Genomic DNA, 24,197 nt, shown 5'->3' with positions numbered 1-24,197 from the left:
CAAGCGAACCTTGATAGCCTTTTAAATGGGTTGTCGGGTGCAGGCCTTTTCGGTCTTCGCTGTATTGTAACCAGACCGCTGGCGCTGTGGTATCACCCCATGGACGACCATCGCGCACATAGGTCCAGTACCGGCCTGTTTGTGTGCGCCCCTTGCCCGGAGACAGGGTTGGCGCTGTGGTATCGTCCGCATAGATATGTTGCGCTGCTTTGACATGACGTCCGATGGCATCTGCAAGTGGTGTGAGTAAAGCGCCGATTTGCCCGACCCAGTCAGCTAAGGTCGAGCGTTCAACATCAATCCCTTCGCGCTCCATCCGCTCTGCCTGACGGTACAGCGGTTGATGATCGAGGTACTTATCAACAGCCACTTGCGTGAGCAATGCTGCACTGGCGAGTCCTTTTTTAATCACACGCTCTGGTGCTACACCTTGCACTAAAATGTCGCAATGCTGGCAACTGAATTTAGGCCGAACAATGCGAATGACCCGATATGAAGCCGGGACTACATCCAACATTTCTGAGACGTCATCCCCAATATGAGTCAATTCACCCTGGCATGCCGGGCATTGGCACGTAGTTTCAACGCGCAGTTCTTCCCGCGGCAGTTGCTCAGGTAAAGCAGCGCGTCGACGTGGTGTTGCTGTGTCTTCGGTGGTTGGCGCACTGAGCTTAGGAAGCGCAGCAGTCTGCATCTCCAGCTCTTCGAGTTGCAGTTCCAACTGATGGATTTGCGTGTTGAGCAGCTCAGAGGAGCGACCAAAACGCGCCCGCTTTAACACCGATAATTGATGGCGTAAGGTGGCAATCACCGACTCTTGCTGAGCAAGTGTTTGCTGCAGCTGTAGGATGATTGCCTGCAACTGTTTCGGATCATTGGGTAAGGAAGATGCCATCGTTTTCATGTCGTGCATCATAGCACAAAAAACAAGCTAACTCATTGATTAATGGCGCTTATGTGGTGTTTTTCGGCGCATTTTTTCGGGCAGGTGGCCGCCAATCTAAGCCTTCGAGCAACAACGCCAACTCGGCCTGAGTTAAGTGTACAGCACCGGTTTTGACGTGTGGCCAGACGAACTGGCCTTGCTCCAAGCGTTTGTAAAACAAACATAATCCCTGGCCATCCCACCAGAGTAATTTAACCCGGTCACTGCGTCGCCCACGAAAGACAAACACATGACCACTGAATGGGTCTTTTTGCAGGACATGCTGCGCCATGGCTGCCAGACCATCAAAGCCTTTGCGCATATCGGTGTAACCCGCACACAGCCAGATGCGCACATCGTGCGATAACATCATCATGACAGTGCCGCCACCAGTTGACGCAGCATGTCTGGCGTTGCATCGTGCAAAACCAATTGGTGACCGCTACGAAACGACACAGTTACGGCGCCTTGATAAACAACCGGAGGTGCTTCAGTGGCTTGGACGCTGATGGGAAGGAACGGGCTTAGTTGCTCAGGAGTTGCTTGCTCATTTTTGGCCTGCCGGACCCACAAGGCTTTACCAAGCTGAGCCTCCCGCACCCAACGAAACAGCTGATTGGTATTCACATCATATTTGCGCGCTAACGCAGAGGCCGACAGTAATCTAGCTTTGGATTCCTGCACAACCTGCCATTTAAATTCGGGCGAAAAGCTCCGACGCACATCGGATGGTTTTAAGGCAGACATTCATAACTCTCACGGTTGGGAACAGTGACAGCTATGATGCGTGATCAGTCAGTTAATAAAAGATGTGATGGCCGGACGCTTACGAAAATCCGCTGTTGGCCAGCTAAAATTGCACGTTAAAATCGTCATGACATCAGACCTTTCGCCTCAATATTTTATCTATAGATTAATTTTCGAAAATTTATAAAATATAGTTTGTCTGTAAAGTTAATCTCATCACAATATTACTCTATGAATAAAAAAAATAAGCTAAAGTTTGATAATGTATTTTATGAATTAATTTCGAGGCGTAAATATGTCAAAAAATAATATAAATTCCCTCGCAGCATCACTGCCAGAGCTCGTTCAAGAGCGCATCAGGCTTCAGCAGCTAATGGCTCATTTGGACGAAAGCATCCAGACTAAATTGCAGCAGTCAGCAATGGAAGGGTATCGGTTGGTGAGCAGCGAGTCAGTGCAATCCAGCATAGAGGCGCACAGAGGCGATCTTTCTATCTCTGATTTGGTAGCTTTTGCTGGTGTATCGATGCAAACCTATTACAACTCGATACAGCGCGTAGACGTGGTATCAGTAGGAAAGCTCAACAGTCTGATCGGTGCTGTTGGTTTGCAGCTTTTTATTGGCAAGCGTCAAGGGAATAAATAATGGACGCCCCCACACGGATAGGTTTCGTGTACTGCAATGATAGATTGGCAGGGACTATCACTGAGTATTCGGTTCAGGCTGGTTACGAATATGAATTTCGTTATGATACGAATTACTTGCAAATCGGGCTCGCCAGGATTGGCACCAACCTCCCACTGACTGACGCACCATTGCGCAAAAACCATCTGCCGGCATTTTTCACCAATTTAATGAGCGAGGGGTGGGTAAAGCGCCATCAGGCACAGCTGGCTAGACTTGATGTAGATGATAAATTTGGCCTTTTGCTTGCGCATGGTGCAGAGCTTATCGGACCGATCAGGGTGCTTCCGAGTCTGCTGAAAAATGAAGAAGCAGGCCGTATACCAGAGCGACCACAGAAAAACCTAAAAGGTTTCACCATTGACTTTGCCAGAGATGAATTTAATGAAGTTGCCATCAGGTCGTTTGGCAGAGCTTCCATTTCAGGTGTTCAGCCTAAAATGTTTCTCACTCATAAAGCTGGCGCCAAGAAAACATTGACAGCAAGTGTAGGTATGGGTCCATACATAGTGAAACCATCTCCACGAGATTTACCCCATTTAGCGGTCAATGAATTTATCATTATGCGGCTATGCCAGTTGGTTGGGTTCAATGTAGCAGATCATGCTCTGGTCCCCTTTTCCTGTGGTGAACTGGCCTACGTGACAGGTCGTTTTGATTTGGACACCGCCGGCAGAAGCATCGGATTCATCGAAGATTTAGCCTCTGTTATGGATGTTGCGCCCGGGAATAAAAGTAGCGAGGCATTATCCTACGAATACGCATTGAAAGTTGCCCATGCAAGCTGCGGTTACCACGCTCAAGTGCTTCGGGATGGTTTTTTGCAAGTGCTAATGGCGTACCTGGCCGGTAATAACGATTTACACCTGAAAAACCTGAGTCTGGTCAGGCAGCTCGATAGTGATACTGCGACCGGATTTTCAAAAATCTATGACATGGTATCAGTCGCGCCATACAAAGAGTACGACGGATCAGAGCTAAGTATCTGGCTCATGGAAACTGAGGTAAAAAACGCAAAAAGCACCAGTTCATACGACAACTATGGCTATTACACTGAACATGACTTTGTTGCGTTTGCCGCTCAACTGGGGCTGGACCAAAAGGCTGCTAAGAAACTGATCCATTTTTTGGTTAAAAAAATGTCGCAAAATTTGGATAAAGCTTTTGAAAGTGTGGCAGGTTTTGAAGACCTAAAGCTCGTCATGTTCAAACGCATTCGAGCGCGAATGGAAACAATGTCACGCCCTTGGCTGTAGTGTGTCAACTGACGTTTAGATTGATAAGGTATGAATATCAGCAACGGATCGAAAGCTAATTTTTGATAACTATAATGCAAATGTCTGCAATTGGTACAAAGCCGCGATCTGACGAAGTGGTACTTTCCGCTTACAGTGGTGGTGCGATTAATTTGCAACACGTGGTAAGGAACGGTTGCACTGAGGTGGTAAATTAAACGCAATTAATCATTTGATCACTGTTGGTCATTGGATTGTGCTGTAGTTGCTTCGACGCCACAAGAACGGAGTGGCTGAAGCTTGCTCATCCACTCCGGCGGCGTTTATTTGGGGTCCTGTTATTTCGGATACTTCTCGGCCCGCAGACACTCTGCGCGCGTGGCCCGGTCTGGATCCGGGCTGACTTGCCAGCCTTGCAGGTTTTGCTGAATTAACTGGCATAAAGCGGCAATATGCAAAGGTTCGGCATTGAGTGCAGTGATGTATTCATAACGCTCGCCACCGGCATGTAAAAAATACTCTTTGTTTTCTTCGCCAATTTCTTCAATGGTTTCCAGGCAATCAGCGGCAAAACCCGGGCAGAATATTTGCACGCTTTTCACGCCTTGGGCCGGTAAGGCTTTGAGCGTGTCATCGGTATAAGGTTTTAACCATTCTTCCCGGCCAAAACGCGATTGGAAAGTAGTCAGATATTGATCTTTTTGCAGCCCCAATTGTTCCGCGATCAGGCGCGATGTTTTATAACATTCACAATGATAAGGGTCGCCATTGAGCAAATAGCGTTTTGGCACGCCATGATAAGACAGAATCAATTTATCGGCCTGGCCATGTTGTTGCCAGTGCTGGCGGATTTTTTCCGCCGCGGCATGAATAAAAGCCGGGTGATCAGGATAATGCGAAATAAAGCGTAAATCCGGTAGCCAGCGCCGGCGCATAAAGTTTTTCGCCAGTTCATCAAAAGTGGAGGCAGAAGTTGAGCCTGAATATTGTGGGTACAGCGGTAACACCAGTAATTGCCGGACGCCCTTGGCAAACATTTTTTCCAGCACAGTGTCAAAACTTGGGTTGCCATAGCGCATGGCAAAATCAACCACCACATTTTGCAGGCCCTGTTGCTGTAACTGGGCAGCAATGGCATCACTTTGCGCTTGGGTATTAAACAGCAATGGCGAGCCCTGCTCGGTGAATACGGTGGCATAAGCTTTGGCTGAGCGACGCGGCCGGATCCGCAAAATAACGCCATTTAAAATCAGCCACCACAATAACCGTGGCACTTCCACCACCCGCGGATCGGATAAAAACTGTTTTAGGTAACGTCGCAGCGCTTTTGGCGTCGGTGCATCAGGGGTGCCGAGATTGGTTAATAAAATACCTATTTTGTCGGTTTGTTGGTGGTTGTAATCAGGAGTGTTGAGATAGCGCATAGGTAACAAGTTGCTCTGCTGGCTGATGAAAAGAAGATTACGTCAATTTTGCCCGAATGGTTTAGCGAAGCAAAGCGGCAATTGTAGCAGTATCGGTCTGATTAAATGTGGTAAAAAACAGACCGGGCCGGATCTGTGCTATCCGGCTCGGTCTGGTCAAGACCAATGATTAAAACGGCAACTGTGCGAGCAGGTCATCATCGACCCGCTGGGCCAGCGTCACTTGCAGTTTTGGCGTGCGTGCCATTTCGCGGCGGATGGCAAAATCAGCCTCTTGATTGCGGGCCCAGCTGCGACGGGCAATGCCGTTATTGACGTCAAAAAATAACATCGATTTTAACCGCCGCTCGGCTTCGACAGAGCCGTCAAGCAACATGCCAAAACCACCGTTGATCACTTCACCCCAACCGACACCACCGCCATTGTGGATCGACACCCAGGTGGCGCCGCGGAAGCTGTCGCCAATCACGTTGTGAATGGCCATATCAGCGGTAAAACGACTGCCGTCATAGATGTTGGAGGTTTCACGGAATGGTGAGTCGGTGCCGCTGACATCGTGATGGTCGCGGCCCAGCACCACAGGGCCAATCTCACCGCGCTTAATCGCCTCGTTAAAGGCGGCGGCAATCTCAGCACGACCCTCTGCATCGGCATATAAAATCCGCGCTTGTGAACCGACCACCAGTTTGTTTTGTTTGGCGTCCAAAATCCAGCTGATATTGTCTTGCATCTGCTGTTGAATTTCTGCGGGCGCTTGTGCCATCAGTCGTTGCAGCACTGCGGCGGCAATGGCATCGGTTTTGTCCAGATCTTCCGGCTTACCAGAGGTACAGACCCAGCGGAAGGGGCCAAAGCCATAGTCAAAACACATTGGGCCTAAAATATCCTGCACATAAGATGGATATTTAAAGTCGATACCGTTTTGTGCCATCACATCGCCACCGGCGCGGGAGGCTTCTAATAAAAACGCATTGCCGTAGTCGAAGAAATAAGTGCCTTTGCTGGTGTGTTTATTCACAATAGCGGCGTGACGTTTCAGCGTCTGCTGCACTTTTTCTTTGAATAATTCCGGCTGTTCGCGCAGCAGACGATTGGCTTCATCATAGCTGAGATCGGCCGGGTAATAACCGCCCGACCAAGGGTTGTGCAGTGAGGTTTGATCTGAGCCTAAATGCACAAAAATATCATGTTGGTCAAAGGCTTCCCACACTTCTACCACGTTGCCGATATAAGCAATAGACACCACTTCTTGCTGTGCCTGGGCTTGTTTAACGCGGACAATCAGCGTCTCGATGTTATCAATCAGCTCGTCGACCCAGCCTTGTTGATGGCGTTTGGTGGCTGCTTTGGCATTCACTTCAGCGCAGACGGTGATGCAGTTGGCGATATTACCGGCTTTGGGTTGGGCTCCGCTCATACCACCAAGACCGGCGGTTAAGAAGATTTTACCCTTCGGACTGTCGCCTTTGGCCAGCACTTTACGAAAGGCATTCATCACTGTAATGGTGGTGCCGTGGACTATGCCTTGTGGGCCAATATACATAAAAGAACCGGCGGTCATCTGGCCGTATTGCGTGACGCCCAGCGCATTAAACCGCTCCCAGTCATCTGGTTTGGAATAGTTCGGGATCATCATGCCGTTGGTCACCACCACCCGTGGCGCTTCCACTGAGGATGGGAATAACCCCATCGGATGGCCCGAATACATGTGCAGGGTCTGATCTTCTGCCATTTCACTTAAGTACTTCATGGTTAAGCGATATTGCGCCCAGTTCTGGAAAACAGCGCCGTTGCCACCATAAGTAATCAGCTCTTCCGGGTGCTGCGCCACGGCCGGATCGAGATTGTTGTCAATCATCAGCATAATGGCGGCAGCTTGCTGGCATTGCGCTGGATAATCGCTGATAGGCCGCGCTTTAATGGCGAACTCTGGCTTAAAGCGATACATATAAATACGGCCAAAGTCATTCAGTTCTTGGGCAAATTCCACCGCCAGTTCAGCGTGCCACTGCTGCGGAAAATAGCGCAGCGCATTGCGCACCGCCAATTGCTTTTCCGCTTTGGTTAAGATGTCTTTGCGCTTTGGCGCCCGGTTGGCATCGGCCGGATAAGGCTTAGCTTTAGGCAATTGTGCCGGAATACCTTGTTTAATTTGATCCTGAAACGTCATCTTGCTGCTCCTTAGGCATTCACGGCAAAGTTAACAACCAAGGCCTGGGTTTTCACCAGCTTGATCATGGCGTCGATATCCGGCTTCAGCAGGCGGTCTTCTTCCAGTTTGGCCACTTTGGCCCGGATGATGGCATGGTTTTGCTCTATCAGATCCGAACAGGTGTTTGGCCGGCGGAAATCAATCGCCTGGGCTGCGTACATCAGTTCAATCGCAAGGATTTTTTCCAGGTTGCCGAGAATTTGATTCAGTTTACGACCTGAAATACTGCCCATCGAGACGTGATCTTCTTGCCCCATTGAGGTTGGCACGCTATCGGCTGACGGCGGGAAGCATAAAGATTTGTTTTCTGTCACCAAGGCGGCCGTGGTGTACTGCGGGATCATCAGGCCGGAATTTAAACCACCGGCTTTAGTCAGCAGCCGTGGTAAGCCATGCAGGCCTTCTAACAACAAATAACAACGGCGGTCGCTGATATTGCCAAGTTCAGCGGCGGCAATCGAGTTGTAATCCAGCACCATTGCCAGTGGTTGGCCATGGAAACCACCGCCAGAGAGTGCTTCTTCGGCACTGATCACGATTGGATTATCGGTCACCGAGTTCATCTCAATTTCAACCAATTCTTTTAAGTGGCTGTAGGCGTTGCGCGATGCGCCGTGCACCTGCGGGATACAACGCAGTGAATACGGATCCTGCACCCGGGCACAGCCGGTGTGGGACGCCATATTTTGCGAGTCTTTGAATAAACGCCGCATCCGCGCCGCGACTTCGATGTTGCCAGCAAAAGGGCGAATTTCATGCAGTTCAGGTCTAAATGGTGAACCGCTGCCTTGCATCCCTTCGATGCTCATGGCACCGGCCACATCCGCCAGATCCAGCAAATAACGCATCTTGGTCAGTGCAGTGATGCCGTGCGATAAAATAAACTGAGTGCCGTTAATCAGGCCTAAACCTTCTTTCGCCTGCAATTCCATCGGGGCTAAACCATGCTGGCTAAGTGCCTCGCGGGCAGGGATACTTTCTTTACCATGCCAGAATTCGCCTTCGCCAATTAATGGCAGGAACAGATGCGACAGCGGTGCTAAATCGCCGGACGCGCCGACTGAGCCTTGTTCTGGCACCACTGGGATCAGATCCAATTCGATAAATTTCAGCATCCGCTCAACCACTTCTAACCGCACGCCGGAAAACCCCTGGCTCAGGGCATGCACTTTGGTGATCAGCATCAGTTTGGAAATGGCTTTGTCGATCGGTTCACCGACGCCAACCGCATGGGTAATTAATAAGTTTTTTTGCAGCAGTGCGGTTTCAGCCGGTGATATTTGGGTATCGCAAAGTGGGCCAAAGCCGGTATTAATGCCATAAATTGCTTTATCAGAAGCGGCCATGACTTCGACCCGGCTACGGCTCAGGTTCAGTTTGGCTATTGCTTCCGGGCACAGGATAGCCTCAATACTGCCATCGGCAATGCCATTGACGCTGTCCAGATCCAACCGGTCTATGCCATATTTAAACGCCATGGGTAACTCCTTCAACTGTGAATGGGATGGTCTGCACCGACAGAATCGACTTGGATGCCAGCAGCCGAGTGCAGCGATACCTGCATGCTAGCTTGCGATTGATGTTTTATAAATACATAATAATCGTATCTTATTCCGGCTTTATCAAACTAATGTGCTCTGGGCTCTGCTGCTGAAAAGTCGCAGCTGCACCAGTGGTGCAGCGCAATCAGGACAGCAGGCAGATGCAAGTGCAGGACGTTGATTTAAGGTTATTACGCATTTTTGTCACCATTGTTGAATGTGGTGGCTTATCTGCGGCTGAGTCGCGGTTAAATATAGGCCGTTCCACCATAAGTACCCATTTATCTGATTTAGAAATCCGTCTTGGGCTGACCCTGTGTAAACGTGGCCGCAGTGGTTTTGAACTGACCGATGCTGGCCGCATCACTTATCAGGCATCGCTGGAATTACTGCAACAATGTGAGACTTTTGCCACCACAGTGGCGGGCTCAAAACATCAGTTGTCCGGTCGGGTCACCATCGCCATTATCGATACTTTGATCAGTGATCCACGCTGCGCAGTGGCGCAGGCGATTGCCAGGCTAAAACACAAAAGTGACAATCTGCAATTTGAAATTTATGTCTGTGAAGCGCGCGAAGTCGAGACCTCAGTGGCGAACGGCCGCTCTTTGGTTGGCATCGGCGTGAGCCGGCATCCGATCCGCGGGCTGGATTATTTGCCCCTGCACAATGAAACCAATTATCTGTACTGCGGGTTGGGGCATCCATTGTTTGATTGTGCTGACAAAGATCTTAAAGCGCTGCTGGCACAAGCCGAAGTGGTGAGCAGTAACTATCTGCGCGACAAAGACAGTCGCAACGACGGCCTGAATTACCAGCACAGCGCCAGCGCTTACCACGATGAAGGTATAGCGCTGCTGATTTTATCCGGTCAATTTATCGGTTATTTACCCGAACATTACGCCAGCGCCTGGGTCGACAAAGGCCTGTTTAAAGCCATCTTGCCAAAGCAATATCATTATCAAATTCCAGTGATGCTGATCACCTCAAAAAACCACAACGCTTCCCCTCTGGCACAAGCGACCATTGAGGTGCTCCAGCGCTGTCATCAGGCCTTGGCGGACACTGTGGGCATTGCTGGCTCGTCTGCAGTGGCCACGCCAGTTGGTGAAGGACTCAACACTGAAGCTGGCTAACAAGGCTGGTGGCCTGTGACTGTCAGTATTGGCTTGGCGTCCACTGAGTGTGCCGCCGCTGCCGATGATTTATTTGCCGCCGCTGACACTGCTTTGTACCGGGCGAAAAAACAAGGCCGGGATCAAACGCAGATTTATGCCGGTGCCTGAGGGGCGCAGGGTCAGAACCGCTGATTGCCGGATCTGACCCTTGGCTGTTGACCTCAATGCTGGTGTCAATCTTTAGTCCGCCAGGTCCAGCTCCAGCTCCAGCCAGTGACTGACGGCTGCGCGGCCACCGGTTTCCAGATTTAAAATCAGATCATTTTTTACCGTCAGCTCCACCTGCAACAGGCTGGGCGATGGTTCTGCCATTGCATAACCCTGCTCAATCAACAGCGTCTGTTGCTTCAGCTGCATAAAATCGTGTAAGTAGCAGGCCAGTGGTCCAGCTGCCATGCCGGTGGCAGCTTCTTCGGCAATACCGTATCTGGGAGCAAACATCCGGGTCGTTGCGGCTCGCCCTGGTTGATAAGTATCAGTGCTGAATATATAAAAACCAATTAAATCAATCTGCTGTGATATTTTGTCCAGCATGTTCAAGTCAGGGGTTATCGCGCTCAACCGAGCTTTGTCGAGTACACCCAGCAGCACAAACGGATTGCCGGTATTCACCAGCAGCGGATTGGCGCTGATGTCTGAGTTTTGTAGCCCTAAAGCCGATAAAATCAGTGGCCGGAACGCTTCTACCGACTGATAGACTGGAGCCTGCTGTTGCATAAAGGCCAGATCCTGCTGCAGTCGGATGGTTCGAATGCCGTCGATGGTTTCTTTGCTGCTGTGTTGTTGTGGCAGTAATCCTTGCGCCCGCAGCAGATTAAAGGCTGCAATTGTGGCATGCCCACAATGAGCGATTTGACGGTTTGGGGTAAAAAATTCTAGCTTAAAGTCGGCGACGGCAGACGCGGACACAAAAGCAGTTTCGGAATAACCGACAGCTTTGGCGACAGCCTGTTTTTGTGCCTGACTCAGCTGGTCAGCCTGTAATACGACACCCGCCGGATTACCACCTTGGTGATGTTCGACAAATGCCCGCACTATCGCAACTTGTACTTTCATTTTGCTCTCCTGTTGTTAGCTGTGACCGATGCTAACAAGTTAGAGCATGCTCTAAGTCAAGACCCCAATCGCAGAATTTTTGCTGCTGTCACTTCAATATGATGGGCAATATCCTGTTGCTGTTGTAACAGCTTTTGCAGATGTTGCTGCAAAATCAGTCTTGCCTGGGCCTGCTCCCCCTGCTGACAGGCCTGGCTGTAACTGCGGATTTTATTCAGCGACATGCCGGATTTTTTCAGACAGGAGACCCAATTCAGCAACTCAACTTCGTTGTCTGTATAGTGACGATGACCACTGCCATCTTTGCTGGTCTTGGCGATCAGACCCTGTTTTTCATAATAACGAATGGTGTATGTACTCAGGCCGGTTTGTTGGCTGACGGCAGCAATTTTCATCAGAAGGCACTCATGCAGGATTGGCAACAGAACGGATTTTAACCTGTTTTGCCATGGTTGACAGCTGCGGCATCACTCGAGGCCAAGTCGCGGTTCTGTTGCAGTCACTGCTACTTTTTATCAGAGAATTATCATCTGTTCCGCTTTCTGCAGGCTGGCATTTGCACTCGCTGGATCTAGTCTGTGGATGTTGTCAGTCAACTGTATGATCAATCTCAGGCAACCCACAGGAGTGCAATATGGCTATCTCATTCAATAAAACATTCACTTATCTGAAAGCTGCCACAGTGCTCCCGCTGTTGTATTGTGGTGTTGCCAGTGCCGCCAATCCCAAGCCGACCGCTATTGACTCGGCGATGTATTTTCAGGCCGATATCCGTGATGCCAGTTATTGCAGTATGCGGCTGTCGGATGGCCAGTTGCAGGCCATCAACCGGGATACTGGCAAGGCCATTTCCAACCCGGCGATGACCTGTCCCGATATGTTTTCCTGGAAACTGTTTGCCGAAGCTGTGCAGGATAAATTCTGGTCGAATTGGGCGGATGAACAGCAAAACTGGCCGGCACAGCCATACCCGCTGTGCCAGACCGGCCAGTCGCCAGCGGCCAATGCCTGTTGCCAGCCCGGTGCTGCTGGTAATAGTGCCAGCCATTGTCCGGTGTTTCCAGGCCGCCGTTATCAGTTGCAGTTAAAAGCCTTTGCCAGCGCCGTGGGGGAGAAAGCCGCTGCTCAGGCGCGCAGTGCTGAGCTGAACCGCCATACCCGCATTCCGTTTCACCATCAACTGAATTCGCTGCACCAGGCCAGCGCCACAACCATGCTAAAAGCGGATCGTAACAGCACGCCGTCTTGCAGTGCAGTGCCACAACAGAGTGGTTCAGTGGATTTGGTACCAGCCATTTTGAAAAGTTTTAAGCCAGCCGATGCGCAAAGTGTCGGTCGGATTATCCGCCAGACCAATGCCGAACTGACTATTCGCAATCAGTCTTTTCACGATTACCTGTTTCGCCACAATTTATATAATGCCGATGGTGCGCTGGAGGTGTTTTTTGCCAATCAGGCCAATTTGCAGCAGGAAGCGCCTTATCATCGGGCTGCAGTTGCCGCCACCGCCACTGGTAAAACGCAGTTAGTGAAAATCGATTTACCGGCAGATGCAGTGATGATTAAAAGCAACTGGGTGCATCATCAGTTGATGGCGGCGCTTGGTTTACCGGCAGATGCCAAGGCTTACGCCAGTAAATATTTATCGACCCAAATTAATCTGGCGCCGCTAGGTCTGAGCGAACAGCCTGATGCCCAATGTAATCTGGCTGGACCGCATTATCTGGTTGCCTTTCATATTTCCTCCAAAGACACGCCGAACTGGGTCTGGACCACCTTTGAACACATCAACCTGCCAGGCCGCTGTGACACTATTGGTTGTAATGATGCTTATGGTTATCGCAGCGCCGACTCAAGACCGGCTGGCACCGCCGACAATTATGTCAAACCTAACCAGCAGTCGGACCGACTGAATGACAGCAGTGTGGTATTCCGGCCAGATGCCGGTTATCCGGTGGAACAAGCCAGAGCGCAATGGCAGCAATTGCTGACAAAGCTGCAAATAGGCACTTTGCCGGATCAAGATCCGCATGAACCCGCCAGCACCGACCAGGCCTGGCTGAATTACCGGCTAAAAGGCTCACAGGTCGATTTTGTCAATTCAGTCGGCCAGCCAACCATGCTCGGCAATTCAGTAACCGAGGCCGGTTTTATGGACGGCTCCAGTTGCATCAGTTGCCATGCCAGAGCAGGCGTGGCCGGACTTGGCCAACAAGCGGGCAGTAAAAATCCGGCGCTGCCCACTTTCAAACATTTTCTGGCGCTGTCGGTGTTTGAAACCAGCCTGACGGATTATGGCTATTTCCGCAGCCACCAGGGTATCCCGCATGCCGACTGGTATTATCGCGACAATAACAGCAGCCCCGAGCTGCAGGTATTACAGACGGATTTTGTCTGGGGCTTTTTAAATGCCCAGCCATTGCCGGAGCAAAAATAGCAAAGATCCAGTGATCAACAGATGCGCAACAACCCCGCCACTTGCAGCAAGGCCTGCCACCTGCTGCCGGTCAGTGGGTGGGCGAAGCTGAGCCGCAGGCAGTGATCAAATTCCGGACTGGTGGCAAACATCCGGCCAGGGGTGAGGTAAATGCCATGCTGCAGGCATTGCTGATAGAGGGCTACAGTGTCGTGCGGCTGCGGTAACTGCAGCCAAAGCGCCAGGCCACCGCTCGGGATACTGTATTGGCAGTCGGCTGGAAAGTACTGCTGCAGTGCCTGGATCAGTTGATCGCGCTGCTGCTGCAGTTGCTGGCGGAATTTCAGCAGATGTCGTTTGTAATAGCCTTCGGCCATAAAAGCGGCAATACCTTGTTGCAGCGCCGGACTGCTGGCCAATTGACTGACCAGCTTCAACCGCAGCACCGCCGGTTGCCATTTACCGGCGGCGATCCAGCCGACGCGTAAATCCCGTGATAACGACTTGGTAAAAGAGCTGCACAAAATAACCCGCTGCTCGGTATCCAGACTTTTCAGCGGCACCGGCCGCTGATGAAACCCCAGATCGCCATAAATATCATCTTCAATCAGGGTGAAATCATACTGATTGGCCAGTGCAATTAAGGCATGGCGAGCCGGCAGTGGCAGGCTGGCGCCGGTCGGAGTGGCAAAGGCCGGGCTCAGCACACAAGCTTTGATTGGCCACTGCGTCAGTGCCTGCGCCAATGCGGTCACATCCAGTCCATTGACCGGACAGGATGGGATTGGCAGTATTTTTAATTGCAATTGCTGCAACAGTTGCAGCACACCATAAAAAGCTGGCGCTTCCACCGCCACGGTATCGCCATTCTGACAACTGGCACTGAGTGCCAGAAACAACGCATGCTGACAACCCGCAGTGATCACCAGCTCGGCCGCGTCCAGCTCTAAACCAATAGTGCGGTAATGTTCCTGCAGTTGAAAACGCAGCTGAGCAGAGCCGGCTGGTTCGTCGTAATACATGGCGTTCTGATACGGACTGGCGCGCATGGCTTTGCCGATCTGTCGATACAGCAACGTCAGATAAGGCAAAGTGCTGGCAGGGCCGGCCGGAAACAAATCAAAAGCAGCGCCACGGTTCATCAGTTCAAACCACAGTTGTGGCACTGTCACTGCCGACGGCGCTGGCAAAGCTGTGCTGCTGCGTTGCCGTATGCTGGTCGTCATAGGTGCATTCAGCGCAGTTTTACAGACAAAATAACCGGTTTTAGCCACCGCCTGGACTAATCCTTCCGCTTCCAGCCGGTGCAAGGCATGTTGCACTGTCGCCAGCGACCTTTGATACAGCTGGCATAATGCCCGGATCGACGGCAGTTTTTCACCGGCTTGCCAGCGCCCACTTTGGATGCCCTGACGTAATTCATCGCAAAGTTGTTGATAACGAAATACCGGCACTGCTGCTACCTCAAACTGTGGTTATTGCCATGTTGGAGCTCGGCTAAACTGTATCTATTTTATTTTACTTTTTTGTATCTGTGTATTTTTTTTAGCAGCACTACAATGCCGCCATTACGGGGAAGTCCTGATCTTGTGGTGCTGCGTTCAGTCACAGTACCAGCGGCAGGCGGCCTTGTTCATTGTTGTCAACAACGCAGGTGTGTTATGTCGCAGTCCGATCCTACCAAATCAGCCATCATTTTCTCGACCCGGGATACCAGCGGGAAAATTTATATCCGCGAACAACAAGGTTATTTTCAGCGCGTTCGCCGCAGTCTTGGCGTCTTGCTGATGGCCATTTTTGTGTTGTTACCCTTGGTACCTTATCAGGGCAGTCAGGCTTTTCTGATTGATGCCAGCGCGCTGCAGGTGCGGTTTTTTGCATTGCAATTATTTCCGCAGGATCTGCTGATCGTGGCATTGATTTTTATTTTTGCTGCTTTTGCGCTGTTTTACCTTACCAAATTGTATGGCCGGATCTGGTGTGGTTATACCTGTCCGCAAACCATCTGGACTTTGATATTTGTTTGGATTGAACGGCGGATTGAGGGCAGTCATCAGCATAGCCGGGCGTTGGATCGGGCCGGGTTGTGCTGGCAGAAAATCTGGAAAAAAACCGCCAAACATCTGAGCTGGTTCGCGGTATCACTGCTGACCGCGCTGGTGTTTATGTCGTATTTTGTGCCTGCGACTGAGCTGTATCCGGCCTTTTTTCAATGGCAAACCTCAGCGGCAGTTCTCTGCTGGGTGTTGTTTTTTGCCGTTTGTACTTATCTGAATGCCGGTCTGGTGCGGGAAAAAATGTGTTTGCATATGTGCCCTTATGCCAGGTTTCAGTCGGCCATGTTTGATCGTCATACCCGTCAGGTCAGTTATGACAGCGCCCGTGGTGAACAGCGCGGGCCGCGCAAACGCAGCAGTGCCAAACCGGCTGGCCTTGGCGATTGCGTGGATTGTAATTTATGTGTGCAGGTCTGCCCGGTCGGCATTGATATCCGTCATGGCTTGCAATACGAGTGTATTAACTGTGGTTTATGTATTGATGCCTGTGACGACACCATGCAGCAGTTCGGTTATGCCAAAGGGCTGATCCGTTACAGTGCTGAGCACGAAGCACTGAGCCTGCAGCCGGCGACAGCGGATGCGCCAGAGCAGCGCGGCAGCTGGCACTGGCGGCGGCATCTGGGCTACGGGCTGGCCTTGATGCTGACCCTGCTGGCGATGCTGAGCTGGTATCAACTGCGACAACATACTGAGCTGCTGGTCAGCCGCGAGCGCAATCAGCTGTATCGGATAAATGAGCAGGGCGAGCTGGAAAATACCTTCACACTGAACCTGATTAACAAAAGTCGGCAAACTCAGCACTATCAGTTGGCTGTGCTTGGCCTGGATGGGGTGACGCTGCACAACGTACCGCCTTTGGTGGTGGAATCCGGTGAACAACGCCAGTTTGTGTTGCAACTGAGTGTGGATCAGGCACCGGCGCGGCAACTGACGAAATTTCAGTTTGTCCTGCAAAGTCAGCAGGAAGCTGAGGTGATTGTTGGTGAGGCCAGCTTTTATCGTGGCAATGCTGCTTTTTAACCAGCGCAGACTGGCCAGTTCCACAAGTTTTGCGGCAAACAAAACTGGCCAACAGTTTTAAAACTGCCTTGCTGGAAGGTCTGGCGCTGGACCGTGGACCAGCGATGGCCAGTCAGGGCCCTGGCCAATATAATCTTAATATCCAGAATTTTGCTGATATTCCCGATATTCGCCAGTTATTGCCGACCAAGACCATGCCTGGGCTGAGCCGGGATGGTGGCGGCGGTTTACTGGCGGAGCAGCTACAGTTGCGGGATAACATCCTGAACCAGCTGCGGCAGAAAGCCGGGAGCACATACCCATGGCAGCAACACAGTGATCAGATCCGAATTGGCTGAAATCGATGCTTGCCAGTGGTCATGTTGCGACTGGCAAGCTATGGACCTTAGCCGCGGTTAATGCTTGGGAATGCCCTGGCGTGGCGGCTGATAGCCTGTGCTGTCTTCACGGTAGGTCTGTACACTCAGGATCACCCAATTTGACAGATCTTGTGCAAATAATGCTTTTTCAGTCACTTCATAATAACCAATGCCTCTGTCATCTGAATACCAGCGTTCAACCGTTTGAAATTCTCGGATGGGCTGCTCACAAGGTTTATCTGGCACCGTTGCTTGAACTGTATTACCGGTCAGGTTGGTTGGCTGGCAATGGAGTCGACCGATGCGTCCGTTGCTGCTGTGCTGCTGGCTGATCGTTTTATGGGTGATCACTTCATCCTGCAGTGTCCAGTGTTGTTTTTGCTGTTCCAGCGTCTGGCAAGCCGCCATGCTGCTAAACAATACCAGGCAAAGCAAACTGATTTTTTTCAACATTAAATTACATCCATTTCATTTACTTCACACCTTGAAGCCTTAGCGACTTTAGGGGTAATTTTATATAATTAAGAGTTATTTAATTTCATTTATTATTCCTATTTGGAATAATCGTTTTAATTGCCCCGATCATAAATGACGCGGCATTTTTTGTGCATGATGGTACTGTGAAAATGTGGGTCCGCCTTGGCTGCGAGTTTTCCCGTCTGCTGCTGCTCGATTTTTTAACTGTTCAGAGCTTAAAGAGCCGTATGGTGTCAAAAAACTGATTATTAGCTGGGAAGGCTGCTGAATAAACGCTGGAAACATAGCTGCGCCAAGCTGACTGTGACTACAGCGCCGACACTGGCGATGCAGTGTTTGACGCGCAAAATCCATGCCCCCTGATTAAACTCGGATCGCCAGGTATTTTTGTAGCCATACTGTCGTCAATACGAACAACGCTGCTGGCACTGTAACAAGTGCCGGGGTGCACTGTGCCGCCAGCGATGCCATTCGCTGCAGAAGTCGCCGGGTAGATTTGAACAGGGTTGTCTGTCTGCTGAAGTTTGCCAGTTCAGCATGACTCTGTTTGGCTGTTCTGCGGCAATCAAAAGCTCGTCATAGGTTTAAAGCAGCTTTAAAGCGCCGTGCAGTGCAGCTGTGTTGCTATTTGTGACACTGTCCGTAATTGTTGTCAGTCTTGCGGCTGCTCCGACTGCTTTGCCGCCGGTTTTTTCTGGCGCTGAATTTGACAACGCCAATTATTGGCAAACGAGGAAAAACAGCTGCCAGTCAGAGAGCTGCGGCTTTTCACTGCAACAAAACGACAGCGCGGGGCTGTCAGTCACTGTTGGTAACCTTGCTTTGAGCGACAGCACTCGTCCGGTCTGCTTGACACTTTCGTCGCACTGCAACATCAGCTTTACAAAAGCTGTGCCCTTGTGGAACGGCCTGCCGCAGGCTATTTTTGCCAGCGCAAATGGAGAGGCGTGCTGCAGTATCAGGATGGTTTGTTGTCAGAAGTTCCTTTCAGTTTCTGTCGCCATCATCCATTTTGGCCTGGCCAGTCGAATCGCCACTGTCGCTGTGTGATGTCGCGTCTGGCCAGCACAGCATTCAGTTAAATGGAAGGAATTTTCTGATGGCCAGTAAAAAATCAACAACAGTGGCGACTGCCAGTGTTGAAACTTTGGCTGTTGCCAGTTTAATGGACAACAATCAGCACCCCGATTATGTCGCCGCCACTCTGAGTGATGATCAGGCCGCGGTGGCTGGTTTTACGCCAACGCCAGATGGCCCGTTATTGCCACCTGGTACCCCACAATTGCCCGGTTTGCCAGTGCCGCAATTACCAATTCCGTTGCCCGGCCCCATCATTACCTTGCCGCCGCTGCGGATCTGTGCTGCCGTCAGTGGCAGATACAGATACAGCTCTGGTGCGCTGCCGCTGAATTTACTGACAGTACAGGTGCGGGTGGATGTCGACAGGTTTTATCCGCAGCAGCGTATTTCGATTGAAGTGTCACGGCTGTTCCCCAGAGCCACCACCCATATCATTGCCCGGGTGACTTCGGATCAGTGTCTGGGCTATAACCAGCGCCGGGTCGAAGCTGCGGTATTCTATCGTGACGGCTCCGCCAGTTTAATGCCAGGCACGCAACTGGTGTTTGAAGCGGGCCGGACCGGTGGCAGTCTGAATTACAACAGTTACCGGCTGACGGTCAGTGGTAATGGCAGCAGTCACAGTTATGCGCTGACTTTCCAGTCGGTGTATTTTGACAGTGTCGAGTTTGAAGTCGATCGGGTGGCGAATGCCGGGGTACCAGTGACCACCTTTAATACCGCTTCCCATGCCAATAAACCGGCTGATCTGGCGGCTGAAACCATTTCACTGGCGTCTGTCTATCAGCGTGCCGGCTTTGATGTCAGTATGTCACCTCATACCTCAGTGATCCCAACCGCTGGCACGGGCGCTAATGGCACCTGGTCCGACAGTGAAATGCACAATGCCATGGTCAGTTACTGGCAAAAATATGCCGATAAACCGCAGTGGGCCATGTGGGTGCTGTATGCCGCCCGGCATGACTCAGGGCGAGGGCTCGGTGGCGTGATGTTTGACGATATCGGTGGCAATCACCGCCAGGGGACCGCCATTTTTACCGACAGTTTTATCCAGGACGCGCCGGTTGGTGATCCGCAGGCGGCAGCCTGGCGGCAGCGGATGGTGTTCTGGACTGCAGTGCATGAAATGGGGCATGCCTTTAATCTGGCACATTCCTGGCAGAAAGCACTGGGTGCCGCCCAAGGGGCGCCTGGTGATCCCTGGATCCCTTTGCCGAATGAACCGGAAGCACGCAGTTTTATGAATTATCCGTTTCGGGTCAGCGGTGGACAAGGCGCATTTTTTGCCAATTTCCGTTTCCGTTTCAGTGATGATGAACTGATGTTTATGCGCCATGCCCCCCGCCGATTTGTCCAGATGGGCAACAGTAACTGGTTTGAAAATCATGGTTTCGAAGCATTGGAGATGCAGCGGCCAGCGACCGGCTGGCAACTGAGTATCCGGCCAAACCGGCAGCACAACAGTTACAGTTTTCTCGAACCTGTGGTGATGGAACTGAAACTGAAAAATATCAGCATGCAGGCGCAGGCAATGGATGAACATCTGCTGCAGGATGGCCAGCACGTCAGTATTCTGATCCAGCGCGAAGGTGGCGATGCCCGGATCTGGCGGCCAATGATCAGTCGCTGCCATGAAGAACATGCGCACAGCTTAGCTGCCGGCGCGGCTATTTATGGCGCCCATACCATCAGCACCACCACCAGCGGCTGGCTGATTGATCAACCCGGTTTTTATAAAGTGCAGGCAGCGCTTGATCTTGGTCATGAAGTGATTGTTTCCAATGTGCTCAGATTGTATGTGGCGATGTCAGCGTCAGTGGCAGAAAACCGGCTGGCAGCGGATTATTTCACTGAAGATGTGGCGCGGCTGCTGGCCTTTGGCGGCGCACCTGCCTTGCCAAAAGCGGCAGACACTTTGCAGGAGCTGATCGCCAGTAGCCCAGCCTCTGTGGCGGCGTTACATGCCGGTGTGGCGTTATCGGCGGCACAGTTAAAATCCTATAAGGTACTGGCCGATGATCCGGCGCAGCCGGGTTTGCAGATCCGGGCTTTGCCCGCCGATCCAAAAGCAGCGGGCAAAACCCGGCATTTGTTGCTGGATAATCGTGATCTGGCCGCTGACACCCTGGGTCATATCGGTTATTTTGCCGCGCTGGATCATCTGGCCGATGTGATGAAAGCAGATGGCGATGACAAAGGCGCTAAAGCCGTGATGACTGAAACTGTCAGTTGTATGAAACATCGCCAGATCCTGCCGCAGTTGCAGGAAGACGCTGGCCGTAAAGCGGCAAAACTGAAGTAACCTTTTAAAGCACCGAACAGTTTAAAAAAATCAGCATCGGCCGTGGAAAAAATGAGCAATAGAATGACTATTGCTCAATTTTCCCGCCTTGCCTGCGAGTTTTTTCGTCAGCTTTGCTGCTCACTTTTTGAACTGAACGGTGCTCAAGCGTTTGTTGTCAGGGACTGAGTGGGCGGGTGTTGCCACTTCGTCTCGTCTATTGTTGCCGGGCATTCCCTGAAATCGCTTTTTTTGTGACGACGCTGCGAAATTCGCTGGACCTGTTCTGGTGAATGCTGAATATTTATGACTTAAATTATGATAAATGCTGTACAAAAATTGATCTAAATTAAATATCAGATTATATCTTGGATGCGCTCTAATAATCATAAGGAGACATCATGAACATGCGCAGCAAGATCAACCAATCAGCAGGACCTATCAACAGCAGAGTCGGCGCAGTTGCGCTGGCATTGCTGCTGGTCACACCATTACTGGTTACACCGTTACAGGCACAACAACTGACGGAACAAAAAGACAGCCAACTGGTCAGCCCCAGTGTGGTCGGCGGTAGTGAAACCACACCTTATAGCCGGCCTTATCAGGTGGCGTTACTGATGAATGGCCGTCAGGGGTGTGGCGGCACCTTAATCAGCCCAGACTGGGTACTGACCGCCGCGCACTGTCTGGACAGCGCGTCAACCAGCTCACTGACAGTACAGGTTGGTGCACACAGCATCAGCCGGCGAGATGGCCAGAACCTGCGGGTCAGCCAAATTATCCGCCATGAAAACTGGCGTGGTGCCCAGGGCATTCAGTCCGGCTGGGATATCGCAGTACTGAAGTTAGCCACGCCGGCGCCAGCCAGTATTCAGCCAGCCAGTTTACCAACCGTAGCGATAGAAAATCAGCTCGCGGCCGTTGGGCGTGCTGTCACCGTGTCTGGCTGGGGCTTAACCCGTAACCAGGGCAGTCCGAGTGATGTGCTGCGCGAAGTCAATTTGCCGGTGATCAGCAACCAGAGCTGTAGTACCGAACTGCGCACTGGTTTACCGGCTTCGGTGATTTGTGGTGGCGGCACGGGTGGCGTTTCAGCCTGTAATGGCGACAGTGGCGGGCCTTATGCCGCCAGTTCAGGTGGGAAATTCTATAGCTTCGGTACTGTCAGTTGGGGCAATGCCTGTGTCGGAGCGACCGTCTTTACCCGGACCAGCAGTTACCTCGGCTGGATTGAACAAAAAACCGGCATTAAACCGGGGGATGACACCCCGGTTGATCAAAAACCGGTGGCCAGATTCAGCGCCAGTGTCAATGGTCTGGATGTCAGTTTTCGCGACGGTTCCACTGATGATAAAGGCATCAGCAACTGGTCATGGAATTTTGGTGATGGCAGCGCAGCTTCAACGCTGGCTTCGCCCAGCCACACCTATCAGCGCAGTGGCAGTTACAACGTAACGTTAACAGTGACAGATACCGCGCGGCAAACCAGTTCGGTGTCGCAACTGGTGCAGGTCAGTACCGATGGCGATCCGGGCAGTTGTGAAGGTATTCCGGCCTGGAATGCCAGCAGCAGTTATCAGTTACGCGATATGGTCAGTTATCAGCAGAAAAAATATCAGGCCAGTTGGTGGTCCAGTGGGGCCAGGCCAGATCTGTATCCGAATGTCTGGACGCTGCTGGGCGATTGTGCTGGCAGTGGTGACAATCAGGCACCGGTCGCTGATTTCAGTTTCAGCGCCAATGTGCTGACGGTGACCTTCAGTGACCGCAGCAGGGATGATAAAGCTATTGTCAGCCGCAGCTGGGACTTCGGCAATGGCAGCAGCGCCAGCACGGCAAATCCGGTGCAGACTTATGCGGCGGCGGGCAGTTACAACGTGCGGCTGACGGTCACAGATGCTGAAGGCTTAACGCATACCGTCAGTAAAACAGTGACTGTCAGCACAGGCGACACCGGTAGCTGCGCGGCTATTGCGCCCTGGAGCGCCAGTGCTGTGTATAATACCGGCAGCTTAGTGCAACAGAATAACCTGAAATATCGTGCCAGATGGTGGAGCCAGGCCCAGTCGCCGGCCCAAAACTCCGGGCAGTGGGCGGTGTGGGAAAATCTTGGTGCCTGTAATTAACCCAAGTTCAGGTTAAGCTGTTTGTCAGGCGAAACCGGCCAGCTTGATCACATTGAGGCCAGTAGCAGGCGGTACCGCCTGCTGCTTTTCAGACGAAAGTGATTTGTGCTATGGTAAGGCCAGTCTGGAGGGGTCACAAAATTTTATGTCATTGTCGCATCAAGATTTATTGTTACTTGAACAATTCGGTGCCACCCTCGGTTTACAACTGAGGCAATTACTGGCCAGTTTTCCGCCTGCGGCCAGAACCATCAGTGGGATGGCGAAGTGGCTGGGTTATCATGCCTCCAACTGCCAGCGTATTTTACAGGCCAGTCAGCAAACGGAAAACGGGCATCAGGTATTATGCCAGTTACCGGGCCAGGCCAGTCTGGCGCAATTTAGCCAGTTATTGCAGGTTAAAAATCCGGCTCCGGCGTTGCAACAGCAACTGATGCAGCAATTGCAGCAGTGGCAGCAGTTAAGCAGTCAGTATTTTCGCAGCCATGCCCAGATGAAACGGTTATTGGCTGACAGTCCTGCGTTGAGCCCGGCAGCGGTGGCACAGCCCGATCGGCGTTTACTGCGGCAACAGCACTTTGCCAGCTCAAAAAATTTGATTGGCAGCAGTATCGACTCGGTATTTGCCTGTTACCTGTTGACCGAAAGCGCGCGGGATCCACAATTTCTGCAGGAAATTGCCTTGATCGGCAAAAAAAACTATTGTCGCCGCGCCGAAGCCCCCCCTTTTGTACAATTTTATACCCATCCGCATCCGGCCCATTTTGAACGGCCGCTGGATATCACCGCGGAATCCAGAATTGATCCGCTGCAGTTTCAGATTGGCGTGATCCGTCCCTATTCTTCTGCCGATTTTCTGGCGCGTTACCGCAGTTATTCTGCCAGTAATTCCGGTATTTTGTTTGCTGACTATGGCGCTGAAGTACCATTTGATGCCACTTTTTTATTCAGCAATCCAGATGAGCTGGCCAATCCGCTGACGCACCAGAGCCGCTGCAGTTCGACCAGTATTTCGATTAAAACGCCAACCCGTAAGCTGGTGATGGCGGTGTTTCTGGATAAGAAAATTGATATCCGCAGCACTGTGAATGTCGGCTGTTATTCTGGCAATCAGAAAGTGGAAGATGGTCAACTGCGTGCCGACGATATGTGGACTGAGTTATTACCGGATTATCCGGATTTAACTATTTTGCATGCCGCCGCTCCGGCGGCCAGAGTGGTGGACGATATTGCGGTGGGGGAGCAAAGTGATTTTCTGTTTCGTTTTGCCGGTTTACAGAAAAGCGACTTTGTCTGTTATTTTATGGAAGTGGATTACCCGATTTGGTCCGCCACCTACCGGATCTATTTTCAGCATAGTTAGCCATAGTTTGGC

At 51.4% G+C, this 24,197-nt stretch carries 20 protein-coding genes and 1 pseudogene; 11 read left to right on the top strand and 10 right to left on the bottom strand.

Going from position 1 to position 24,197, the window contains the following annotated elements; translation table 11 throughout:
- Nucleotide 1 precedes the first annotated feature (1 nt).
- The 3 genes and pseudogenes from tnpC to AC53GJ_RS16640 form a co-directional block, all read right to left on the bottom strand.
- Nucleotides 2-904 (bottom strand): annotated as a pseudogene (gene tnpC, locus AC53GJ_RS16650) (IS66 family transposase); the annotation flags it as partial.
- Between the two features lie 49 nt (nucleotides 905-953).
- Nucleotides 954-1,301 carry an IS66 family insertion sequence element accessory protein TnpB gene (tnpB, locus tag AC53GJ_RS16645; protein ID WP_496729402.1) on the bottom strand — a complete coding sequence of 116 codons (348 nt, stop codon included), beginning with the start codon at nucleotides 1,299-1,301 and terminating at the stop codon, nucleotides 954-956.
- Nucleotides 1,298-1,672 (bottom strand): transposase, encoded by a 375-nt coding sequence (locus tag AC53GJ_RS16640; RefSeq protein WP_496729400.1) that lies wholly within the window; start codon nucleotides 1,670-1,672, stop codon nucleotides 1,298-1,300. The genes tnpB and AC53GJ_RS16640 overlap by 4 nt, the downstream gene beginning before the upstream one ends.
- A gap of 295 nt (nucleotides 1,673-1,967) precedes the next feature.
- Between AC53GJ_RS16640 and AC53GJ_RS16635 the strand changes: the two genes are divergently transcribed.
- Both AC53GJ_RS16635 and AC53GJ_RS16630 read left to right on the top strand, forming a co-directional pair.
- Nucleotides 1,968-2,318: a hypothetical protein gene (locus AC53GJ_RS16635; protein ID WP_496729398.1), complete on the top strand. Its 351-nt coding sequence runs from the start codon at nucleotides 1,968-1,970 to the stop codon at nucleotides 2,316-2,318.
- On the top strand, nucleotides 2,318-3,613 hold the full coding sequence (locus AC53GJ_RS16630; protein WP_496729396.1) for a type II toxin-antitoxin system HipA family toxin: 1,296 nt from the start codon (nucleotides 2,318-2,320) through the stop codon (nucleotides 3,611-3,613). The genes AC53GJ_RS16635 and AC53GJ_RS16630 overlap by 1 nt, the downstream gene beginning before the upstream one ends.
- Nucleotides 3,614-3,930: 317 nt before the next feature.
- Here the strand turns inward: AC53GJ_RS16630 and hemH are convergent, their stop codons facing one another.
- From hemH to hutH, 3 genes are all read right to left on the bottom strand, one after another.
- A complete protein-coding gene (gene hemH / locus AC53GJ_RS16625) occupies nucleotides 3,931-5,016 on the bottom strand; it encodes a ferrochelatase (RefSeq protein ID WP_496729394.1) in 1,086 nt (361 codons plus the stop codon).
- 169 nt (nucleotides 5,017-5,185) lie between these two features.
- Complete coding sequence (gene hutU, locus AC53GJ_RS16620; protein ID WP_496729392.1) at nucleotides 5,186-7,186, bottom strand: urocanate hydratase; 2,001 nt, start codon at nucleotides 7,184-7,186, stop codon at nucleotides 5,186-5,188.
- Nucleotides 7,187-7,197: 11 nt separating this feature from the next.
- Nucleotides 7,198-8,706 (bottom strand): histidine ammonia-lyase, encoded by a 1,509-nt coding sequence (gene hutH, locus AC53GJ_RS16615; protein WP_496729390.1) that lies wholly within the window; start codon nucleotides 8,704-8,706, stop codon nucleotides 7,198-7,200.
- A gap of 224 nt (nucleotides 8,707-8,930) precedes the next feature.
- Between hutH and AC53GJ_RS16610 the strand changes: the two genes are divergently transcribed.
- Together AC53GJ_RS16610 and AC53GJ_RS16605 are read left to right on the top strand one after the other, a co-directional pair.
- Entirely contained in the window at nucleotides 8,931-9,905 is a 975-nt protein-coding gene (locus tag AC53GJ_RS16610; RefSeq protein WP_496729388.1) for a LysR family transcriptional regulator, read from the top strand.
- A gap of 15 nt (nucleotides 9,906-9,920) precedes the next feature.
- A complete protein-coding gene (locus tag AC53GJ_RS16605) occupies nucleotides 9,921-10,055 on the top strand; it encodes a diguanylate cyclase domain-containing protein (protein ID WP_496729387.1) in 135 nt (44 codons plus the stop codon).
- Nucleotides 10,056-10,127: 72 nt separating this feature from the next.
- Here AC53GJ_RS16605 and AC53GJ_RS16600 read toward each other — a convergent pair whose 3' ends face one another.
- The gene (locus AC53GJ_RS16600; protein ID WP_496729385.1) at nucleotides 10,128-11,003 is read right to left on the bottom strand and encodes a PhzF family phenazine biosynthesis protein; all 876 of its coding nucleotides are present in this window, start codon (nucleotides 11,001-11,003) and stop codon (nucleotides 10,128-10,130) included.
- Between the two features lie 56 nt (nucleotides 11,004-11,059).
- On the bottom strand, nucleotides 11,060-11,398 hold the full coding sequence (locus AC53GJ_RS16595) for a MerR family transcriptional regulator (protein WP_496729383.1): 339 nt from the start codon (nucleotides 11,396-11,398) through the stop codon (nucleotides 11,060-11,062).
- A gap of 239 nt (nucleotides 11,399-11,637) precedes the next feature.
- Here AC53GJ_RS16595 and AC53GJ_RS16590 point away from each other — a divergent pair, with 239 nt between their 5' ends.
- Nucleotides 11,638-13,440, top strand: coding sequence for a hypothetical protein (locus AC53GJ_RS16590; protein WP_496729381.1), 1,803 nt, complete (start codon nucleotides 11,638-11,640; stop codon nucleotides 13,438-13,440).
- Between the two features lie 14 nt (nucleotides 13,441-13,454).
- Here AC53GJ_RS16590 and AC53GJ_RS16585 read toward each other — a convergent pair whose 3' ends face one another.
- A complete protein-coding gene (locus tag AC53GJ_RS16585; protein WP_496729379.1) occupies nucleotides 13,455-14,873 on the bottom strand; it encodes an aminotransferase-like domain-containing protein in 1,419 nt (472 codons plus the stop codon).
- A 207-nt stretch (nucleotides 14,874-15,080) separates the two neighbouring features.
- Here AC53GJ_RS16585 and ccoG point away from each other — a divergent pair, with 207 nt between their 5' ends.
- Both ccoG and AC53GJ_RS16575 read left to right on the top strand, forming a co-directional pair.
- On the top strand, nucleotides 15,081-16,499 hold the full coding sequence (gene ccoG, locus AC53GJ_RS16580; RefSeq protein ID WP_496729377.1) for a cytochrome c oxidase accessory protein CcoG: 1,419 nt from the start codon (nucleotides 15,081-15,083) through the stop codon (nucleotides 16,497-16,499).
- A gap of 29 nt (nucleotides 16,500-16,528) precedes the next feature.
- Entirely contained in the window at nucleotides 16,529-16,837 is a 309-nt protein-coding gene (locus tag AC53GJ_RS16575; RefSeq protein ID WP_496729376.1) for a hypothetical protein, read from the top strand.
- A gap of 57 nt (nucleotides 16,838-16,894) precedes the next feature.
- Here AC53GJ_RS16575 and AC53GJ_RS16570 read toward each other — a convergent pair whose 3' ends face one another.
- The gene (locus AC53GJ_RS16570) at nucleotides 16,895-17,311 is read right to left on the bottom strand and encodes a hypothetical protein (RefSeq protein WP_496729375.1); all 417 of its coding nucleotides are present in this window, start codon (nucleotides 17,309-17,311) and stop codon (nucleotides 16,895-16,897) included.
- Nucleotides 17,312-17,953: 642 nt separating this feature from the next.
- Here AC53GJ_RS16570 and AC53GJ_RS16565 point away from each other — a divergent pair.
- The 4 genes from AC53GJ_RS16565 (at nucleotide 17,954) to AC53GJ_RS16550 (ending at nucleotide 24,185) form a co-directional block, all read left to right on the top strand.
- Nucleotides 17,954-18,385 (top strand): hypothetical protein, encoded by a 432-nt coding sequence (locus AC53GJ_RS16565; RefSeq protein ID WP_496729373.1) that lies wholly within the window; start codon nucleotides 17,954-17,956, stop codon nucleotides 18,383-18,385.
- Between the two features lie 49 nt (nucleotides 18,386-18,434).
- A complete protein-coding gene (locus tag AC53GJ_RS16560; RefSeq protein WP_496729371.1) occupies nucleotides 18,435-20,717 on the top strand; it encodes a hypothetical protein in 2,283 nt (760 codons plus the stop codon).
- Nucleotides 20,718-21,097: 380 nt separating this feature from the next.
- Nucleotides 21,098-22,822, top strand: coding sequence for a trypsin-like serine protease (locus AC53GJ_RS16555; RefSeq protein ID WP_496729369.1), 1,725 nt, complete (start codon nucleotides 21,098-21,100; stop codon nucleotides 22,820-22,822).
- Between the two features lie 145 nt (nucleotides 22,823-22,967).
- Nucleotides 22,968-24,185 (top strand): hypothetical protein, encoded by a 1,218-nt coding sequence (locus AC53GJ_RS16550; RefSeq protein WP_496729367.1) that lies wholly within the window; start codon nucleotides 22,968-22,970, stop codon nucleotides 24,183-24,185.
- The last annotated feature ends 12 nt before the right edge of the window (nucleotides 24,186-24,197 follow it).

The sequence above is a fragment of the Rheinheimera sp. B2H12 genome, assembly GCF_059620065.1.
The sequence above is the reverse complement of the archived record's forward strand: the minus strand, read 5'-3'. Positions and strand labels throughout refer to the sequence as shown.

What these genes read in the sequence shown, in the direction of transcription:
- tnpB (WP_496729402.1), bottom strand. Translation starts at nt 1,301, where the DNA reads ATGATGATGTTATCGCACGATGTGCGCATCTGGCTGTGTGCGGGTTAC.
- AC53GJ_RS16640 (WP_496729400.1), bottom strand. Translation starts at nt 1,672, where the DNA reads ATGTCTGCCTTAAAACCATCCGATGTGCGTCGGAGCTTTTCGCCCGAA.
- AC53GJ_RS16635 (WP_496729398.1), top strand. Translation starts at nt 1,968, where the DNA reads ATGTCAAAAAATAATATAAATTCCCTCGCAGCATCACTGCCAGAGCTC.
- AC53GJ_RS16630 (WP_496729396.1), top strand. Translation starts at nt 2,318, where the DNA reads ATGGACGCCCCCACACGGATAGGTTTCGTGTACTGCAATGATAGATTG.
- hemH (WP_496729394.1), bottom strand. Translation starts at nt 5,016, where the DNA reads ATGCGCTATCTCAACACTCCTGATTACAACCACCAACAAACCGACAAA.
- hutU (WP_496729392.1), bottom strand. Translation starts at nt 7,186, where the DNA reads ATGACGTTTCAGGATCAAATTAAACAAGGTATTCCGGCACAATTGCCT.
- hutH (WP_496729390.1), bottom strand. Translation starts at nt 8,706, where the DNA reads ATGGCGTTTAAATATGGCATAGACCGGTTGGATCTGGACAGCGTCAAT.
- AC53GJ_RS16610 (WP_496729388.1), top strand. Translation starts at nt 8,931, where the DNA reads ATGCAAGTGCAGGACGTTGATTTAAGGTTATTACGCATTTTTGTCACC.
- AC53GJ_RS16600 (WP_496729385.1), bottom strand. Translation starts at nt 11,003, where the DNA reads ATGAAAGTACAAGTTGCGATAGTGCGGGCATTTGTCGAACATCACCAA.
- AC53GJ_RS16595 (WP_496729383.1), bottom strand. Translation starts at nt 11,398, where the DNA reads ATGAAAATTGCTGCCGTCAGCCAACAAACCGGCCTGAGTACATACACC.
- AC53GJ_RS16590 (WP_496729381.1), top strand. Translation starts at nt 11,638, where the DNA reads ATGGCTATCTCATTCAATAAAACATTCACTTATCTGAAAGCTGCCACA.
- ccoG (WP_496729377.1), top strand. Translation starts at nt 15,081, where the DNA reads ATGTCGCAGTCCGATCCTACCAAATCAGCCATCATTTTCTCGACCCGG.
- AC53GJ_RS16570 (WP_496729375.1), bottom strand. Translation starts at nt 17,311, where the DNA reads ATGTTGAAAAAAATCAGTTTGCTTTGCCTGGTATTGTTTAGCAGCATG.
- AC53GJ_RS16560 (WP_496729371.1), top strand. Translation starts at nt 18,435, where the DNA reads ATGGCCAGTAAAAAATCAACAACAGTGGCGACTGCCAGTGTTGAAACT.
- AC53GJ_RS16555 (WP_496729369.1), top strand. Translation starts at nt 21,098, where the DNA reads ATGAACATGCGCAGCAAGATCAACCAATCAGCAGGACCTATCAACAGC.
- AC53GJ_RS16550 (WP_496729367.1), top strand. Translation starts at nt 22,968, where the DNA reads ATGTCATTGTCGCATCAAGATTTATTGTTACTTGAACAATTCGGTGCC.